Source organism: Bacillus sp. LK2, from assembly GCF_001043575.1.
Classification (GTDB): domain Bacteria; phylum Bacillota; class Bacilli; order Bacillales; family Bacillaceae_G; genus Bacillus_A; species Bacillus_A paramycoides.
The window spans coordinates 190,425-208,217 of sequence record NZ_LDUK01000021.1 but is presented as its reverse complement, the minus strand read 5'-3'; the positions used below and the strand labels follow the sequence as shown (position 1 = coordinate 208,217).

The following is a 17,793-nucleotide window of genomic DNA, read 5'->3' as shown; positions in this document are numbered from 1 at the left end:
AGAGAGGGGCAAGTACAAAATGCATAATGTTGTCATTACAGCTGCAGTTCGTTCACCAATTGGAACTTTTGGAGGAGCACTAAAAAATATAACACCAGTAGAATTAGCTGTTCCTGTACTTCAGGAAGCTGTAAAAAGAGGCGGAGTGGAGCCACATGAAGTTGATGAAGTAATTTTAGGTCATTGTATTCAAAGAACTGATGAAGCAAATACGGCAAGAACGGCTGCATTAGCGGCAGGATTTCCTGACACAGTTACTGGTTATACGATTCAACGTCAATGTTCTTCAGGTATGCAAGCGATTATGTCCGCTGCAATGCAAATTCAATTAGGTGTAAGTGATATTGTTGTTGCAGGTGGAGTAGAAGCGATGAGTTCGAGCCCTTATGCATTAAAACAACACCGCTGGGGACAACGTCTACAGCACGGAGAAATTCGTGATACGGTGTGGGAAGTTTTAGAAGATCCGATTCATCATATTATGATGGGGGAAACAGCGGAAAACTTAGTTGAACAATATGAAATTACAAGAGAGGAACAAGATGAAGTTGCGCTTCGTAGTCATACATTGGCGCTACAAGCGATTGAGTCTGGATATTTTGACGATCAAATTGTTCCTATTACGATAAAAGAACGTAGAAAAGAAGTTGTATTTGCAAAGGATGAACATCCACGTGCAGATATTACAGCTGAAAAATTAGCAGGATTAAAACCAGCTTTCCGTAAAGGTGGATCAGTAACTGCAGGGAATGCATCTGGTCTTAATGATGGAAGTGCAGTTCTAGTATTAATGAGTGAAGAAAAAGCGAAGGAAAAAGGCTTACAGCCATTAGCTAAAATTGTTGGATATTCAGTAGCTGGAGTAGATCCGAAAATTATGGGGATTGGACCGGCACCAGCAATTCGCAAAGGATTAGAAAAAGTAGAGTGGTCATTAGAAGACGCTGATTTACTTGAAATTAATGAAGCTTTCGCTGCGCAATATTTAGCTGTAGAGAAAGAATTAGGTTTAGATCGTGAGAAAGTGAATGTAAACGGTAGTGGTGTAGGACTTGGGCATCCAATCGGTTGTACAGGAGCTCGTATTACGGTAAGTTTAATTCACGAATTAAAACGACGTGGATTAGAAAAAGGTATTGCCTCTCTATGCGTTGGAGGCGGTATTGGAGTAGCATTATTTATAGAAGCGCTATAAAAAAGAGGCAGCGATTGCTGCCTCTTTTTTTATGACTCAAATAAATGATGAAATAATCGATCGCGATTTTCAAAGAAAAGTTTCGTCGTTTGGTAATGCTCCGTTTCTTCTAATGTCGATTCGTGAATCCCTTTTTGAGTTAAAGAGTATATAGTAGATTCGGGATAAGCCATTAAAATAGGAGAATGAGTCGCAATAACAAATTGTGAACCTTGTTCAGCTAGTTCATGCATACGAATAAGCATTGAAAGTTGTCTCATTGGGGATAAAGCTGCCTCAGGCTCATCTAAAATGTATAAACCTTGCCCTGAAAAACGATTCATAAATAATGAGAAGAATGATTCGCCATGGGATTGTTCGTGTAGTGAAATACCACCATAAGAATTAATAACTTTTTCCCCAAGTCCTTCTGAATCGTTATCCATTTCATCAATGTAAGAAGCGACGTTATAAAATGATTCGGCACGTAGAAAGAATCCGTCTTTTGGTGTGTTGAAACTTTTTGAAATTCGAATGTATTCATGTAAAGGTGAATGTGAATCATACGTGTTAAAACGGAAGTTCTTCGTTCCTCCTTCTGCATTAAAACCTAGAGAAACTGCAATTCCTTCGAGTAATGTTGATTTACCAGTTCCGTTTTCTCCAATAATGAATGTTACATTCGGATGGAAAACGAGTGATTGTAATGTTCGAATGGCCGGTAAACAGTATGGATATGCGGAAAAACTAGGGATATTTTCTTTTTGTAATGAGACACTTTTTAAAAAGGGTGTTTCGATCAATGTACAAACCTCAATTCATAAGGGATTTTGTTTCTAAAAAAGTAGCGAATACAAGTGTAAGACAGCTTGCTAATAATATCGTATATTGAAGTGCGCCAAAACCGAGACCTTCCCATCCGAAAGTCATTCTCTTCAATATAAAAATGAAAAGAACGCTCATAAAGCCAACTAGAGCAGGCGTATATTTTATAATGTTAAAGTTCTTCCATAGAAAAAATCCTATGTATGTACTTATTAAAAGAATAGAAAGAATAAGAGAAAAGAAAAGTGTTAACGACACATGAACCTCTCCTCATTTTCTGAATATTTCATGTGATTATAACATTTAAACTATCATATTCCAATGTAAAAATAAATATTGCATAGAGATTGTTCATGTCGTTATGATAGAATGTATTCTATTGAAAATATGAAAAGGAGTAAAAACATGCCGTTTACATTTGCACATCCAGCAGCTGTTCTCCCTTTCGCTAAGAAACATTCTAGCTATATTTCAGTGACGGCTCTTATATTAGGTAGTATGGCACCTGATTTTGAATATTTTTTACATTTTAGGCCATACGGTATTATTGGACATACATGGTCTGGGTTTTTATATTTGAATTTACCATTTGTTATTTTATTAGTATATGCATATCATCGTATTTTAAAAGGACCATTTATAACACATTTACCTAAGCCTTTTGCTAGTTATTATAAATATGTAGTAGATGAGAAGTGGGGGCTTTATACATGGAAAGATCTTTTTGTATTTTGCTATTCTGCTCTATTCGGTATGGTGACGCATGTAGTTTGGGATGCGTTTACCCATAAGACAGGCTATTTTGTTGTGAAAATGCCGTTGTTACAGCAAGGATTACATGGTATTCCAATTTATAAATATATGCAGCATGGGAGTACATGCTTTGGTCTACTATTACTAATATATGTACTATGGGAATATAGGAGAGAAACGGATAAAGATACTAGTTTAGCTTCGGAAAAAAGGAAATATTGGGCTTCATCAATCGTTGTGGCAGCCATTATATTTATCATTCATGCGTTATTAGACCCCTATTTTCATATTTTCCAAATAGGAGGTATAATAGTAGCTGGACTGACAAGTTCGTTTTGTGGACTTCTCTTTGTTTCTATAGTTTACAAAACAAGGGACTAATTAATGTATTTTAATGAATGATAGTGTTAGGAGAAATTAAATGATGAAAGCATGGAAATGTATTTTTGTTTTATGTAGTTTTCTTCTTATGTTAAGTGGTTGCTTCCATCAAGAAGAAAAGAAAGCAGAACCTAAAAAGAAAGAATCTATTCCAGAAACAAAAGAGTATGGTGGGCGTGAGCTTAAAAAAGTAGGGCAAAAGGTGAAAGAAAAAGGATGGGGGACTTTTGAATTAGAACAGATCAATTCTGTGAATCAAACATTTGAAGTGGCCCCAATGAAAATTCACGTACAAGACGTTAAAGTAATCTCATTATCACAAATGAGCAAAGATGCAAAAAATACATTAAAAGTGTATACTGCATTAACTCCTGAAGAAGTAAAGCGTAGATTGGGAGATAAAGTTAGTCAAGAAGATGCTGAATTATACGCATCGTTAAGTGGAACAGAGATTAGTGATACGATTCGTTATGTTGAAATTACATATAAGGTAGAAAATAGTGGAGATAAAAATATGCAATTTTTCTCTATGAATGATGTTACAATAAATGACAAACAACATTTTAATGTAGCGACTCAAAACTTTTTATACGATGAAGATACCCTCGTTGGTACAAAGAGTGTATCAAGGGAAGATTATAAGCCTGGTGAGACACGAGAAGGAATTATCGGTCTAATACTCGATGATGGAAAAGAAAAGGTAAAGGATATTAAGTTTACGACAGATGATTTAGCAGCAGGAGATACAAATGAAACTGTTAAAGAACCGCAAACTTTTAATATTTCACTTTCTAAATAAGATATCTTAATAATAATGTAAGAAAAAACAGTCAGCATTCAAAATTATGCTGACTGTTTTTTTAGTTCTTTAACGTATGACTCTACATTTTGAAAAGGCACTTTAATTTTAAAAGCATCTTTTTGTTCATTAAATTGTTTTTCATTATAAGGACCGAATCGTTTATTGTGTTTTACATCGATAATCCAATAATGTTCACTTTTTTTATTTGTTATTGCTGAATCAGGATTATTTGGATCTGATTTTTCCTCAATTTGTTTTGCGATAATATATTTATCATCCCAAGCAATCTCTGTAATTTTTGCAGGGATATACTGTGTTGCATATACAGCATCCTGTGTGGGGAAAAGTTCAAATGCATCTCCAGAAGTATGCATGAGTTCGTATTCATCGTTAATCGTATAGGTTAAATGATTTGTATTGCCTGCACAACCTGTTAATAAGAATGCGGCAAATAGGATTATCCATCTTTTCAATATGGGAACCTCCTTTACAATGCTGTTGTAACACATTGTACAAGAAAAGTAAGAGAAACGCTAGTTTACAATGTTTTTTAGAAGTGGTACGATGAAACGGGTAAAGAAGGATATGAAGGAGTCGACACAGAATGAAGTTAAAGATGCATCGTCCAGCGCTTGTAATGAATCGCATAGGTGCTTCCCTTATTGACATGTTTTTAATCTCGGTTACGTACGGTGCAGTAGTAGCTATTATCACCGGAAACTATAGTGCTATTTTTAATCGTTTTAATATAAGTTTAGGTGACTATAGGTATGACCTCACACTTGTTTTCGTATTAATGGCAATAAATTTTATTGTGTTACCTTTTCTTTGGAACGGTTCTACACTTGGTAAAAAGGTAACAAGAACAAAAATAATCTCATTAACGAGTGAAAAACTAACGTTACAAACATTAATAATACGATTTTTTGTATTATTATTACCAGGCATATTATTACTTGGAATTCCATTAATATGCAATGTATATATGATGTTATTCCGCAAAGATAATTGTGGCTTCCATGATTTAATTGCAAAGACGAAAGTGATGAGTCTTGTATAAGCGATATGTAAATTATGTATTCTATTAAAAATAATAGTAATAAAGAGGGGGGGAATCAGCGTTTCTCTCCCTATTGATTATAAGCCATACCAATCGTGTTTTTACGAGCAGCGAGACTCCCATTTAATTTAGATGGGAGTCTTATTTAAATTTTGTAAAAATAATCATTTACCTCTTATTGTTTTACAAAATTCGATAAATGGAATTGATATAATGGAATTTATATAGGGCGGATATCTCCTATATAGTACCCTCCATATTGCTGAAGGATGTTTAAAGAAGCGAGTAGCTAATTCAAACATCCTATTTTTTGTTTTAATAGATTGAAAATTAAGAAAATTATATAATGAATGCACATAATATTGTTGTATAACAAAGGGGGAAGTTAGAATGACGGGAGGTAGCTTGATTTTTTGGGGAATTCTTATTTTTATCGGCTTAATTTTTGATCAATATAATAGTAAGAAAAAAGAAGGAGTAAAAAAGTAAACGTTTACAATTTATAATGTTAACTTTTCCTGCTTGCAGACTAATCTATTAAAGGAGTATACTGAATCACGGTAAGACTTATAGAAGGGGTAATGAAAATGAAGCTTGCAGGAAAGGTTGCCATTGTAACTGGTGGTGGCATCGGTATTGGACGTAGTACAGCTCTTTTGTTGGCTAAGCAAGGCGCAAAAGTAATTGTGACGGACATTGATCAAGAAAGTGGACAAGCAACAGCGGATGAAATTACGAATCTAGGCGGAGAGGCACTTTTTGTCTCCTATGATATGGAAAAGCAAGGAGATTGGCAACGAGTTATCAGTTTTGCAATGGAGGCATACAGTCGTGTTGATATGCTTTTTCAAAATGCTGGTCTATATAAAATAGATTCTATTTTTTCCCGTCAACAAGAGAACGATTCCAATGTACTTTGTATTAATGACGTTTGGATAGAGATAAAACAATTAACGTCATCTTTTATGAAACAGCAAGAAGAAGTGGTGCTCAGTGACTTACCGGTTTTCGGTATTATTAGCACGAAAGGACAATCATTTCATACAATAGAAGCCCTAGTATAATAATGGAAAACCGCCCTCAGCATATATGTGGACGGTTTTTTTGTATGTTATATATTAAGAATTTACTTTTTAACGAATACGTTGTTCGGTTTGACTATCAAAGAAATGTGCTTTGTTCATATCAAATGCAAGTTTAATTTGGTCACCAGGTGAAAAAGTATGTCTTGCATCAACACGTGCTGCGAAATCTTGACTTCCAAGTTTCATATATAAAATGGATTCAGCACCTAACAACTCTGCAACTTCAATTTTTGTTGTAAAAGTAGTAGTTTGTGAAGCTTCTAAAAATAATAGTTCATCATGAATATCTTCTGGACGAATACCTAATACAATTTCTTTGTTTACATAGCCTTGTTCGCGTAATAACTTCATTTTTCCTTCAGATACTTTAATCTTTAGTGCATTTTCTATAACGAAATCGGTTTCAGTTAATTTTCCACGGAAGAAATTCATTGCTGGTGAGCCGATAAATCCACCAACGAAAATATTTTCAGGTGTTTCATATACTTCTTTTGGAGTTCCGATTTGTTGGATTTTTCCGTCTTTCATAACAACAAGACGTGAAGCCATTGTCATTGCTTCTGTTTGATCATGTGTTACATAAATTGTTGTCGTTCCAAGGCGGTGATGTAATTTGGAAATTTCTGAACGCATTGCAACACGTAGTTTTGCGTCTAAGTTTGATAATGGTTCATCCATTAAGAAAACTTTTGCGTCTCGAACAATTGCTCGACCTAATGCAACACGTTGGCGTTGTCCACCAGATAAAGCTTTTGGTTTTCTATTTAAATATTCTTCAAGCCCTAAAATTTGAGCGGCATCTTTCACTCGACGGTCGATTTCATCTTTCGGTATTTTTCGAAGTTTTAATCCAAATGCCATATTATCATATACACTCATATGTGGATAAAGAGCGTAGTTTTGGAAGACCATTGCGATATCTCGATCTTTTGGAGGAACATCGTTCATTAGCTTACCATCAATTGAAAATTCTCCCTTTGAAATATCTTCAAGGCCAGCCACCATTCGTAGTGTAGTAGATTTTCCGCAGCCAGAAGGGCCAACGAATACGATAAATTCTCTATCTTGAATGTGTAAATTAAAATCTGTTACGGCTGTTACGTTATTATCATATATTTTATAAATGTTTTCTAATTTCAGTTCTGCCATGATATTTCCCCCTAGAAATTTATGCAAACGTTTTCTTTGAATTCATTATAAACGAATAGATTCAAAAAAGAAATAAAAACACTAGAAAAAAATAAAACGTTTTCATTCTTCTTATTGAATATATAATAAGTTCCGTATGTTTTCTTAAAAAAAGAAAATAAACATTGTAAGCGCTATTTTAAATTTGGATAGAATCTGTTATCATTCAGTAATGAAAACGTTTGCGCCTTAAAAAAGAAAAAGAATTTATAGTATAGATGAAATGGGGTAGCATAATGGAAAAGCAATGGTGGAAAGAAAGTGTAGTATATCAAATTTATCCTCGTAGTTTTATGGATAGTAACGGTGATGGTATAGGTGATCTTCGTGGAATTCTTTCGAAGCTAGATTACTTAAAAGAATTAGGTATTGATGTAATTTGGTTATCACCAGTCTATGAATCTCCAAACGATGATAACGGTTATGATATAAGTGATTATTGTAAAATCATGCATGAGTTTGGATCAATGGGAGATTGGGATGAACTATTGCATGAAATGCATAAACGTAATATGAAACTTATGATGGACTTAGTTGTTAATCATACTTCAGATGAACATAATTGGTTTATTGAATCACGTAAATCGAAAGATAATGAATATAGAGATTACTATATATGGCGTCCTGGAAAAGACGGGAAAGAGCCGAATAACTGGGGAGCAGCTTTTAGTGGATCTGCATGGCAGTATGATGAAATGACAGATGAATATTATTTACATCTGTTTTCTAAAAAACAGCCAGATTTAAATTGGGATAATGAAAAGGTAAGACAAGATGTTTATAAAATGATGAAGTTTTGGTTAGAAAAAGGAATTGATGGATTCCGTATGGATGTTATTAATTTTATTTCTAAAGAAGAAGGCTTACCAGCCGTTGAAACTGACGAAGAAGGATATGTTTCAGGTCATAAGCATTTTATGAACGGTCCGAACATTCATAAATATTTGCATGAAATGAATGAAGATGTATTGTCTCATTATGATATTATGACAGTTGGTGAAATGCCGGGAGTAACGACAGAAGAGGCCAAATTGTATACAGGAGAAGACCGGGACGAATTGCAAATGGTATTCCAATTTGAACATATGGATTTAGATTCTGGAGAAGGCGGGAAATGGGATGTAAAACCATGTTCACTCCTTACATTGAAACAAAATTTAACAAAATGGCAAAAAGCATTAGAACAAACGGGATGGAATAGTCTTTATTGGAATAATCATGATCAGCCGCGCGTTGTATCTCGTTTTGGTAATGATGGGGTTTATCGTACTGAATCAGCGAAAATGTTAGCGACAGTACTTCATATGATGAAGGGAACACCGTATATTTATCAAGGGGAAGAAATCGGAATGACCAATGTTCGATTTGAATCAATTGATGAATATCGAGATATTGAAACACTAAATATGTATAAAGAAAAAGTTATAGAGCGTGGCGAAGATAAAGATAAAGTGATGCAATCTATTTATATAAAGGGCCGAGATAACGCTAGAACTCCAATGCAGTGGGATGATAGAGAACATGCTGGATTCACAACGGGTGAGCCTTGGATTGCGGTAAATCCTAATTACAAAGAGATTAATGTGAAACAAGCGATGCGAGACGAAGAATCAATTTTTTATTACTATAAAAAGTTAATTGAGTTACGCAAAAACAATGAAATAGTAGTGTATGGAGCATATGATTTAATACTAGAAAATAACCCGTCTATTTTTGCTTATGTAAGAACGTATGGAGAAGAAAGACTTCTTGTTATTGCAAACTTCACTGCGGATGAATGTGTATTTGAATTGCCTGAGGACATCATTTATAGCGAATCAGAGTTATTAATACACAATTACGACGTGGAAAGCGGATTGATAGATAACATTACATTACGTCCATATGAAGCAATGGTGTATACATTAAAATAAGAAAAAGCCTTATGCCCGAGCGGCATAAGGCCTTTTCTATTACCATTTTAATATTGAGAATCCATACGGAGGGAGTGTAACTTGTAGTACACTTGCTTCCGCTGAAAATTCTTCATTTGTATATATATCGATTATTTTTTTTCCGGTAATATGAAGAGGGAGTGGAGCTGTAATTTCGTTGTTAGTAGGATTTAAAACGAAAAAGATAGTTTCACCTTCATATGTTTTTGTATAAGAAATATAATTATGTTCATCATTTGCTTCAATAAATTGAAAAGCACCATTTCCTCCAAATGCTTTATATTGTTTCCGTAATGAAATTAATGTTTGTATATGTGTGAATAATAGGTGGTCTTGTTCTTTTATATCCCAAATCATACATTTACGACAACCTGGGTCCATTCCGCCATCCATACCGATTTCGTCTCCGTAATAAATACAAGGAGAACCAATGAAGGAAAGGTGGAATACATAGAGTAACTTTAACTTGTTTTTATCCCCGTTACATGTCGTTAAAATTCTTGGTGTGTCATGACTGTCTAATAAATGAAATGCAGCCTCGTTTACATTCATAGAGTAGGAATGTAAAGATTCTGTAATTTGTTTCATAAATTCACTTGCTTTAATGGAATCGTTAGCAAAGTAAGAAAGCAAAGCATTTGTAACAGGGTAGCTCATGACAGCATCAAATTGATCACCTTGTAGCCATGGGAGTGCATCGTGCCAAATTTCTCCTAAAATATATACTTCAGGATTTATTGCTTTTATTTCACTTCGGAATTCTCTCCAAAAACTATGATCGACTTCATTTGCTACATCAAGGCGCCAACCATCTATATGGAATTCTCTTACCCAATAACGACCTACTTCAAGTAAGTATTCTTTTACATCTGGGTGTGCAGTATTTAATTTAGGCATATATGGTGTAAACGCGAAAGTATCGTAATTAGGAAGTGGCTCGGTTATGATCGGAAATTCATGAATGTGGAACCACTCTTTATAAGCTGACTTCTCGCCATTTTCTAGTACGTCTTGGAATTTATCGAAAAAATATCCACTATGATTAAAAACAGCGTCAAGCATTACTTTTATACCATGTTTATGACACGCCTGAACGAGTTCTTTAAAAGTTTCTTTTGTCCCAAATTGTGGATCAATTTCCATGTAGTCAATTGTGTCATATTTATGATTCGAATGAGCCTTAAAAATAGGAGTGAAATAAATGCCGGAGATTCCAAGCTTCGCAAGATAATTAAGATTTTGAAGAATCCCAGCAAAGTCACCTCCGAAAAAATTAGTCGCAGTTGGCTCTGTACTTCCCCAAGGAAGGGTATTCTTTGGATTTATTGCGCTATCCCCGTTAGCAAATCGTTCTGGGAAAATTTGATACCATACTGTGTCTTTAATCCAGGACGGGGCTTTGAAAACATCTTTTGCATGAATAAACGGAAAACAGAAAAAGTTACCAACATCGTCATTTGGGATGTTAGAAAAAAAACCGCGCTCTGTATAAATAAGAGTTTCTGCATCATTTTTTAATTCAAATCCATAACGTAAGCGTTTAAACTTTGGTTCAATCGAAATTGACCAATAATCAAATAGCTCAGTAGAACCAGTTTTTTTCATCGGTGTACTTGCTGTAATCCATTTCCCATTTTGCCATTCGTAAGGATCACCGTAGATAAGAGTGGCGGTGTGAACATCGTTTCTTTTTGTACGCATCCGGATGTGAATCGTTTTTTCGTCGTAAGCGTATGCATAATTATCTTTTGGCCTATGATAAATCGCTTCTTTAAACATATAGAAAATCCCCCTTTAATATCTCTATACATATCGTTCCCTTAAACGTAATAATAAAGAATGTGTTGCAAACGATTGCTTTTCTCATAACTTTAATATTGCTTATAAGAGTAGTATTCATTTCAGATAAAGTCAATGTATAAAGAGTAGAAGAAGATTATTTTGAAAATTAATATTTGCAAAATGAATAAAAGGATGTATAATGATAGACAAATAGCGCAAACGTTTTCATAGATTATGATATTGTTTGCGCTTCTATTAAACTATCTAATGCAAACGTTTTCAATCAAAAGGTACATAGACAATTTAGGGAGGTTTTTGGGATGAAGAAAGCATTATCACTATTAACGATTTCAGCATTGTCAATCGGTATGTTATCTGCATGTGGACCGAAAGATTCAGGGAAAAAAGAAGCAAGTAAAGAGAAGAAGGATTATGATCTTCTCGTTTGGGAAGATGAGAAAAAAGGTGTTGGTCTAGAGCCGGCAGTGGAAAGTTTTGAAAAGAAATATAATGTGAAAGTAAAAGTTGTAGAGGTTCAGATGACGAAACAAATAGAAAAACTTCGTCTCGACGGTCCAGCTGGTACAGGACCAGATGTTGTAACATTACCGCATGATCATATTGGTAATGCGGTAACAGAAGGGCTACTTTCAGAGGTGAAAGTGGATGATGCGGTAAAAAATAAATTTACAGATCTATCAATAAAGGCACAAACATACGACGGAAAACTATACGGTTTACCAAAAGCAATTGAAACACCAATTTTTATTTACAATAAAAAATTCATGCAAAAAGCACCAGAAACGATGGACGAGCTGTTTAACTTCTCAAAAGACTTTACGAAGGATGGCAAGTACGGATTTTTAGCATTAGGAGATAACTTCTACTTTGCTAACGCGTTTATGGCGGGTATGGGCGGTTATGTATTTGGTGAAAAAGATGGAAAACTGACTCCGACAGATATTGGATTAAATAATAGTGGTGCAGTACAAGGTGCTGAATATATTCAAAAATGGTATAAAGAAAAATTATTACCAAAAGGAATTATTGGTGAATCTGGCGGTTCAGCTGCAGATGGATTATTTAATGAAGGAAAAGCAGCATCTATTATGAACGGACCATGGGCATTCCAAGCGATGGAAAAGGCTGGAATTGATTATGGTGTTGCTCCAATGCCGAAATTACCAAATGGTCAACCGATGAAAACATTTGTTGGGGTAAAAGGATGGCATGTAACAAGCTTCTCTAAACAAAATGATTTAGCTACAAAATTCACTGAGTGGGTAACAAATGAAGAAAATGCAAAAATTCGATTTGAGAAAACAAAAGAAATTCCTCCAGTAAAATCAGTGATGGAAGATCCAGTTATTAAAGATAATGAGGCTGCAAAAGCAGTTGCGACTCAATCAGAAAATGGAATTCCAATGCCAAATATTCCAGAAATGCAAGAAGTTTGGAAACCAGCTGGAGATGCGCTTCAATTAGTTGTATCAAATAAACAAGAGCCAAAAGCAGCACTTGATGATGCAGTGAAACAAATTAAAGGTAATATTGAGGCAAATCATAGTAAGAAAAAATAAGGTGAAATTCGTGCCTCTAAATATGAGAGGCACGAATTCTCTCCCTTCCAAGTAGGAAGAAAAAAGGGGGAAGGAACATGCAAACATCTATAGAACCAACGAAAGATGTGAACGGTTCAAAGCATAGGAAATTAGCGACCATGTTATCAATCATTCCAGGCATTGGTCAACTATATAATAAACAATACGTAAAAGGTCTTATTTTTCTAGTACTAACAGGTTCATTTATTGTAGCATTTGCTGATTTATTAAATATAGGATTATGGGGAATTGTAACACTAGGTACAGAAGTTCCACGCGACCATTCTGTCTTTCTATTAGTAGAAGGGATTTTGGCACTTATCGTCATAGTGTTCGGACTAGGAATATATGCATTTAATTTATATGATGCATATCAAAATGGGAAGAAACGTGATATAGGAACACCATTAAACTCAGTAAAAGAGCAATATCGCAATTTATTAGATCAAGGTTTTCCATATTTAATGGTTTCACCAGGGTTTCTATTACTTATCTTTGTTGTTGTATTTCCAATCATTTTCGTAATTTTAATTGGATTTACGAACTACGATTTGTATCATTCGCCACCAGCTAAATTAGTTGATTGGGTGGGTTTTAAAAACTTTATTGATATTTTCACATTACCAATGTGGAGAGATACATTTTTAAGTGTGTTCTCTTGGACTGTCATTTGGACGTTCGTTGCAACGACATTACAAGTAGCACTTGGAATTTTTTTAGCGATTATCGTAAATCAGCCTGGTATTAAAGGGAAGGCGATTATTCGTACAATCTTTATTTTGCCGTGGGCTGTTCCAGCATTCGTGTCTATTCTTGTATTTGCTGGTATGTTTAATGAGACATTTGGAGCAATTAACAATCAAGTATTAGATTTATTCGGAATTGAAAAGGTTGCTTGGATGACTGATCCATTTTGGTCGAAAATCGCTTTAATTATGATTCAAACGTGGCTTGGATTCCCGTTTATCTTTGCAATGACGACAGGTATATTGCAATCGATTCCAGGAGAATTATATGAAGCAGCTACAGTAGATGGTGCAACAGCTTGGCAACAGTTCCGCAAAATTACATTGCCACTTGTTTTATATGCAACAGCGCCAATATTAATTACGCAATATACGTTTAACTTTAATAACTTTAGTATTATTTATCTATTTAATAGCGGGGGACCTGCTGTGTCTGGACAAAATGCAGGTGGAACGGATATTTTAATTTCATGGATCTATAAGTTAACGATGACTTCGGCGCAGTACGGAAAAGCAGCAGCTCTTACAATGATTTTATCGTTAATCGTTATTACAGTTGCGTTATGGCAATTTAAGAGAACAAAATCATTCCAAGAAGAGGATATGATGTAAATGAATATTAAACGACAAAAGATGTTACGTCTTTCATTAAGTTATTTAGTTATCTTCGTAATGTGTGCTATTATTTTCTATCCATTACTATGGATTATTGGCTCATCGTTTAATCCAGGAGATAGTTTGTCTGGTTCTAGCATTATTCCGAAAAATGCAACGTTAGATCATTATCGTCAGCTACTTGATCTTGATTCAAGTAATTACTTACTTTGGTATAAAAATACTTTAAAAATTAGTGTAATGACGATGATCTTTTCGGTGTTAGCAATTAGCTTTACTGCTTATGCATTTTCGAGATATCGTTTTGTTGGAAGAAAGAATGGTTTATTAACATTTTTAATTCTCCAAATGATCCCGAACTTTGCAGCGTTAATCGCGCTATATATATTAGCTCAGTTAACAGGATTAATTGATACACATCTTGCATTAATTTTAATTTATGTAGGCGGAGCAATTCCGATGAATACATGGCTTATGAAAGGGTACTTTGATACAATTCCGAAAGAGTTGGATGAATCAGCTCGTATGGATGGAGCAGGGCATTTTCGTATTTTCTGGCAAATTATTATGCCACTTGCAAAACCAATCGTAGCGGTTGTAGCGTTATTCACTTTCATCGGTCCGTTTACGGATTTTATTTTAGCAAGTGTTATTTTGCGCACACCGGAAAATTATACTTTAGCAGTTGGATTATATGAAATGGTAGCGAAAAAATTTGGTAATGAATTTACGACATTTGCAGCGGGTTCAGTATTAATTGCAATACCAATTTCGATTTTATTCCTATCATTACAAAAATACTTTATTTCTGGTTTAACAGCTGGAGGTACGAAAGGATGAAAATGGGACATTACGTCCCATTTCTCTTTTCATCTCCCTATAAAAAATTTGTAGGGAGATGAAAAGAGATTTGACATCACATGCGAAAAGATGTGAAATAAATAGTATATTATAGTATAGGAAAATAAAGCTATATCCCTTACAATACATGGAGAGGGAGAAGATAATAATTTTTGCAAGATAGAACGAAGTGATGAAAGTTTGTGATTTCTCCTATTACTTGCAACGATTGCGAGATAATAATATATGAAGTATGGCAGAAAAGTGAGAGGAGGGGATTTTTATGACAGTTACAATTAAAGACGTGGCGAAGAAAGCAAATGTTGCGCCATCGACGGTTTCACGTGTAATTGCTGATAATCCAAGTATAAGTGAAAAAACAAAGCGCCGTGTTCGAAAAGTAATGAGTGAACTAGGCTATCACCCGAATTTAAATGCAAGAAACCTTGCGAACCAAACAACGAAAACGCTTGGGCTCGTTATGCCGAGTTCGGCAAGTAAAGCTTTTCAAAATCCGTTTTTCCCAGAAGTTATAAGAGGGATTAGCTCATTCGCACACATGGAAGGGTATGCGCTCTATATGTCGACAGGTGAAACGGAAGACGAAATTTTTAATGGTGTTGTAAAGATGGTACAAGGGCGTCAAATTGGTGGAATTATTCTTTTATATTCAAGAGAAAATGACCGGATCATTCAGTATTTACATAATCAAAATTTTCCGTTTGTTTTAATCGGAAAACCATATGATCGAAAAGATGAAATTACATATGTAGATAATGACAATTATACGGCTGCAAGAGAAGTAGCGGAATATTTGATTTCATTAGGGCATAAACAAATCGCGTTCATTGGCGGTGGCTCAGATTTACTTGTAACGAGAGATCGTTTGGCAGGTATGAGTGATGCTTTGAAACTAGCAGACATTTTATTACCGAAAGAGTACATTTTACATTTTGATTTCTCAAGAGAAGGTGGACAACAGGCTGTAGAGGAGTTAATGGGACTTGAACAACCACCGACAGCAATTATGGCGACTGATGATTTAATTGGACTTGGCGTACTAAGCGCACTTTCTAAAAAAGGGTTCGTTGTACCAAAGGATGTTTCTATTGTAAGCTTTAACAATGCCTTATTATCAGAAATAGCTAGTCCACCACTTTCGACAGTTGATGTGAATATTTATCAATTAGGGTATGAAGCAGCAAAAGCTTTAGTCGATAAGGTGGAGCATTCGGAGTCTACTGCAAAATGTATCATTATTCCGCATAAGTTATTGAAACGTCAAACCTGTGATCATTATGCATAAAAAGCTAAGAGTTTAACTCTTAGCTTTTTGCTTTAGAAAGGCTTCTAAACGGTCACAGCCTTCTTTTAAAGTTTCGATACTATAAGCGTAGGAAAGGCGAAGGTAGCCTTCACCGTATTCAGAAAATGCCGTTCCAGGAACGACGGCCAGCCCAGCTTCTTTTACAAGATCAAGTGCAAAATCAAATGATGAAGATGTTAAGTTTCCGACATATGGGAATAAGTAAAACGCACCCGTTGGCTTCTCGACTGTTAAGCCCATTTGAATGAGTCTATTATATACATAATCAAGGCGCTTTTTATATTGGTGGCGCATCATCTTCGGTGCATCTTTAGCAGCTGTTAAAGCCTCGATTGCAGCATATTGGGCAATTGAAGTAGCGCATGTAACATTGTATTGGTGAACTTTTAAAATATGTTTTGCTAAATAGCTTGGAGCAAATAAAAGTCCGATACGCCAGCCAGTCATAGAGTGTGATTTTGATAAGCCGTTAATGACAATAGTCTTCTCTCGCATTTCTGGGAAATGAGCAATAGACATGTGCTTTTCTTCATATACAAGTTCGCTATAAATTTCATCAGAAAGAACGAATATATTTTTATCTTTTAAGACAGATACAATATCTTTTAATTCTTCTTTTGATAGGGTAACACCAGTTGGATTAGAAGGATACGGTAAAACAACGCATCTTGTTCGTTCAGTAATTGCATTTTGCAATGCTTCAGCTGTTAAACGAAATCCAGTTTCACGAACATCTATAAAAATAGGCGTTGCCCCGCATAGTCGAATAATAGGCTCGTAACCTGGATAAATAGGAGCAGGTAAAATCACTTCCGTTCCTGGCTCCAAAATTGTACGGAATGCAACATCAATCGCTTCGCTAGCACCGATTGTAACAATGGTTTCGTTTTCAGGTGAATAGTGTAAATCGTAATTATCTTTTACAAAGTTACAAGCCGCCTCGCGTAATTTTAGTAAGCCAGCGTTATGTGTATAGCTTGTATAATTTTCTGTAATGGCCCGTTTAGCAGCTTCTTTTACTAGAGAAGGTGTAGGGAAATCGGGTTGCCCAATTGTTAAAGAGATAAGATTATCATAGTTTTGAATCATGTTAGAGAATTGGCGGATTCCAGAAATTTGGATGTCCTTCACTCTAGGGTTAATGAATTGTTCCATTGTATCTCCCTTTCTTCCGTTTGAAAATTAAGTTCATTTTATCATATTTTTCATTATTACGCTTTGTATATAAACTTTATCCTGCTATTTGTGAGCGGTAAGGATCTCCTATATTAAAATTCAATGGAAGTAAGAGATAAGAACAGATTAGGTGTGAGGTAATTAAGATTTCCCTTCAATCTAGGTATAAATGTTGCTGTACATGTTGCACAAAAAAAGCCGCTGAAAGCGACTTTTTAATAACCGTATTCCCAATCTATTTCATCTTCGTTCCAAAGTACGGAAGATACTTTGCCAAGATGGACAACAGATTCATTTACAGCACATGTACAGTTTTCTTCCCCCGTTTTATGTTGCAATTCTTCGTATACTGATTTTTCAACGTTTTCTAGCACAACCAAATTTTCTTCTTTTAAAACAAGCGTAGTACCCGCCATATTTATCTTCCTCCTACTAAAGTAATGATCACTTATTTGTAAACATAGATAGTATGGATTATATGCTGTATTTTGCGATAGTTGTCCG

18 protein-coding genes are annotated in these 17,793 nt (G+C 35.0%); 11 read left to right on the top strand and 7 right to left on the bottom strand.

From position 1 onward, the window contains the following. Positions 1-19 precede the first annotated feature (19 nt). Positions 20-1,195: an acetyl-CoA C-acetyltransferase gene (locus VK90_RS15960; protein WP_002173259.1), complete on the top strand. Its 1,176-nt coding sequence runs from the start codon at positions 20-22 to the stop codon at positions 1,193-1,195. Positions 1,196-1,224: 29 nt separating this feature from the next. Here the strand turns inward: VK90_RS15960 and VK90_RS15955 are convergent, their stop codons facing one another. Both VK90_RS15955 and VK90_RS15950 read right to left on the bottom strand, forming a co-directional pair. After that, positions 1,225-1,977: an AAA family ATPase gene (locus VK90_RS15955; protein WP_048374070.1), complete on the bottom strand. Its 753-nt coding sequence runs from the start codon at positions 1,975-1,977 to the stop codon at positions 1,225-1,227. 10 nt (positions 1,978-1,987) lie between these two features. Then, positions 1,988-2,257 (bottom strand): hypothetical protein, encoded by a 270-nt coding sequence (locus VK90_RS15950; protein ID WP_048374069.1) that lies wholly within the window; start codon positions 2,255-2,257, stop codon positions 1,988-1,990. 147 nt (positions 2,258-2,404) lie between these two features. Between VK90_RS15950 and VK90_RS15945 the strand changes: the two genes are divergently transcribed. Both VK90_RS15945 and VK90_RS15940 read left to right on the top strand, forming a co-directional pair. After that, the gene (locus VK90_RS15945) at positions 2,405-3,133 is read left to right on the top strand and encodes a DUF4184 family protein (protein ID WP_048374068.1); all 729 of its coding nucleotides are present in this window, start codon (positions 2,405-2,407) and stop codon (positions 3,131-3,133) included. 40 nt (positions 3,134-3,173) lie between these two features. Then, the gene (locus VK90_RS15940; protein ID WP_048374067.1) at positions 3,174-3,932 is read left to right on the top strand and encodes a hypothetical protein; all 759 of its coding nucleotides are present in this window, start codon (positions 3,174-3,176) and stop codon (positions 3,930-3,932) included. Positions 3,933-3,976: 44 nt separating this feature from the next. Here the strand turns inward: VK90_RS15940 and VK90_RS15935 are convergent, their stop codons facing one another. Continuing rightward, positions 3,977-4,408 (bottom strand): DUF3997 domain-containing protein, encoded by a 432-nt coding sequence (locus tag VK90_RS15935; protein ID WP_048374066.1) that lies wholly within the window; start codon positions 4,406-4,408, stop codon positions 3,977-3,979. Positions 4,409-4,539: 131 nt separating this feature from the next. Between VK90_RS15935 and VK90_RS15930 the strand changes: the two genes are divergently transcribed. From VK90_RS15930 to VK90_RS15920, 3 genes are all read left to right on the top strand, one after another. Next, positions 4,540-4,995 carry an RDD family protein gene (locus VK90_RS15930; protein ID WP_002173253.1) on the top strand — a complete coding sequence of 152 codons (456 nt, stop codon included), beginning with the start codon at positions 4,540-4,542 and terminating at the stop codon, positions 4,993-4,995. Positions 4,996-5,385: 390 nt separating this feature from the next. Then, a complete protein-coding gene (locus tag VK90_RS15925; RefSeq protein ID WP_002173252.1) occupies positions 5,386-5,484 on the top strand; it encodes a hypothetical protein in 99 nt (32 codons plus the stop codon). 65 nt (positions 5,485-5,549) lie between these two features. Beyond that, positions 5,550-6,059 carry an SDR family NAD(P)-dependent oxidoreductase gene (locus VK90_RS15920; RefSeq protein ID WP_048374065.1) on the top strand — a complete coding sequence of 170 codons (510 nt, stop codon included), beginning with the start codon at positions 5,550-5,552 and terminating at the stop codon, positions 6,057-6,059. Positions 6,060-6,128: 69 nt separating this feature from the next. On the opposite strand, the gene VK90_RS15915 is transcribed toward VK90_RS15920, so the two are convergent. Continuing rightward, a complete protein-coding gene (locus VK90_RS15915; RefSeq protein ID WP_048374064.1) occupies positions 6,129-7,229 on the bottom strand; it encodes an ABC transporter ATP-binding protein in 1,101 nt (366 codons plus the stop codon). A gap of 275 nt (positions 7,230-7,504) precedes the next feature. On the opposite strand from VK90_RS15915, the gene VK90_RS15910 reads away from it, so the two are divergent. Then, a complete protein-coding gene (locus VK90_RS15910) occupies positions 7,505-9,181 on the top strand; it encodes a glycoside hydrolase family 13 protein (protein WP_053081429.1) in 1,677 nt (558 codons plus the stop codon). 39 nt (positions 9,182-9,220) lie between these two features. Here the strand turns inward: VK90_RS15910 and VK90_RS15905 are convergent, their stop codons facing one another. Continuing rightward, entirely contained in the window at positions 9,221-10,981 is a 1,761-nt protein-coding gene (locus VK90_RS15905) for an alpha-glycosidase (protein ID WP_048374062.1), read from the bottom strand. 323 nt (positions 10,982-11,304) lie between these two features. Between VK90_RS15905 and VK90_RS15900 the strand changes: the two genes are divergently transcribed. The 4 genes from VK90_RS15900 (at position 11,305) to malR (ending at position 16,092) form a co-directional block, all read left to right on the top strand. Further along, positions 11,305-12,564: an extracellular solute-binding protein gene (locus VK90_RS15900; protein WP_048374061.1), complete on the top strand. Its 1,260-nt coding sequence runs from the start codon at positions 11,305-11,307 to the stop codon at positions 12,562-12,564. Positions 12,565-12,641: 77 nt separating this feature from the next. Beyond that, positions 12,642-13,943: a maltosaccharide ABC transporter permease MalC gene (malC, locus tag VK90_RS15895; protein ID WP_025150411.1), complete on the top strand. Its 1,302-nt coding sequence runs from the start codon at positions 12,642-12,644 to the stop codon at positions 13,941-13,943. Then, positions 13,944-14,786, top strand: a complete 843-nt coding sequence (malD, locus tag VK90_RS15890) for a maltosaccharide ABC transporter permease MalD (RefSeq protein WP_048374060.1) — start codon at positions 13,944-13,946, stop codon at positions 14,784-14,786. It abuts the gene before it with no gap. Between the two features lie 283 nt (positions 14,787-15,069). Continuing rightward, entirely contained in the window at positions 15,070-16,092 is a 1,023-nt protein-coding gene (gene malR, locus VK90_RS15885; protein ID WP_002173244.1) for a maltose operon transcriptional repressor MalR, read from the top strand. Between the two features lie 12 nt (positions 16,093-16,104). Here the strand turns inward: malR and VK90_RS15880 are convergent, their stop codons facing one another. Both VK90_RS15880 and VK90_RS15875 read right to left on the bottom strand, forming a co-directional pair. After that, complete coding sequence (locus VK90_RS15880; RefSeq protein WP_048374059.1) at positions 16,105-17,268, bottom strand: aminotransferase A; 1,164 nt, start codon at positions 17,266-17,268, stop codon at positions 16,105-16,107. A gap of 236 nt (positions 17,269-17,504) precedes the next feature. Beyond that, positions 17,505-17,705 carry a hypothetical protein gene (locus tag VK90_RS15875; protein ID WP_000929285.1) on the bottom strand — a complete coding sequence of 67 codons (201 nt, stop codon included), beginning with the start codon at positions 17,703-17,705 and terminating at the stop codon, positions 17,505-17,507. Between the last annotated feature and the right edge of the window lie 88 nt (positions 17,706-17,793).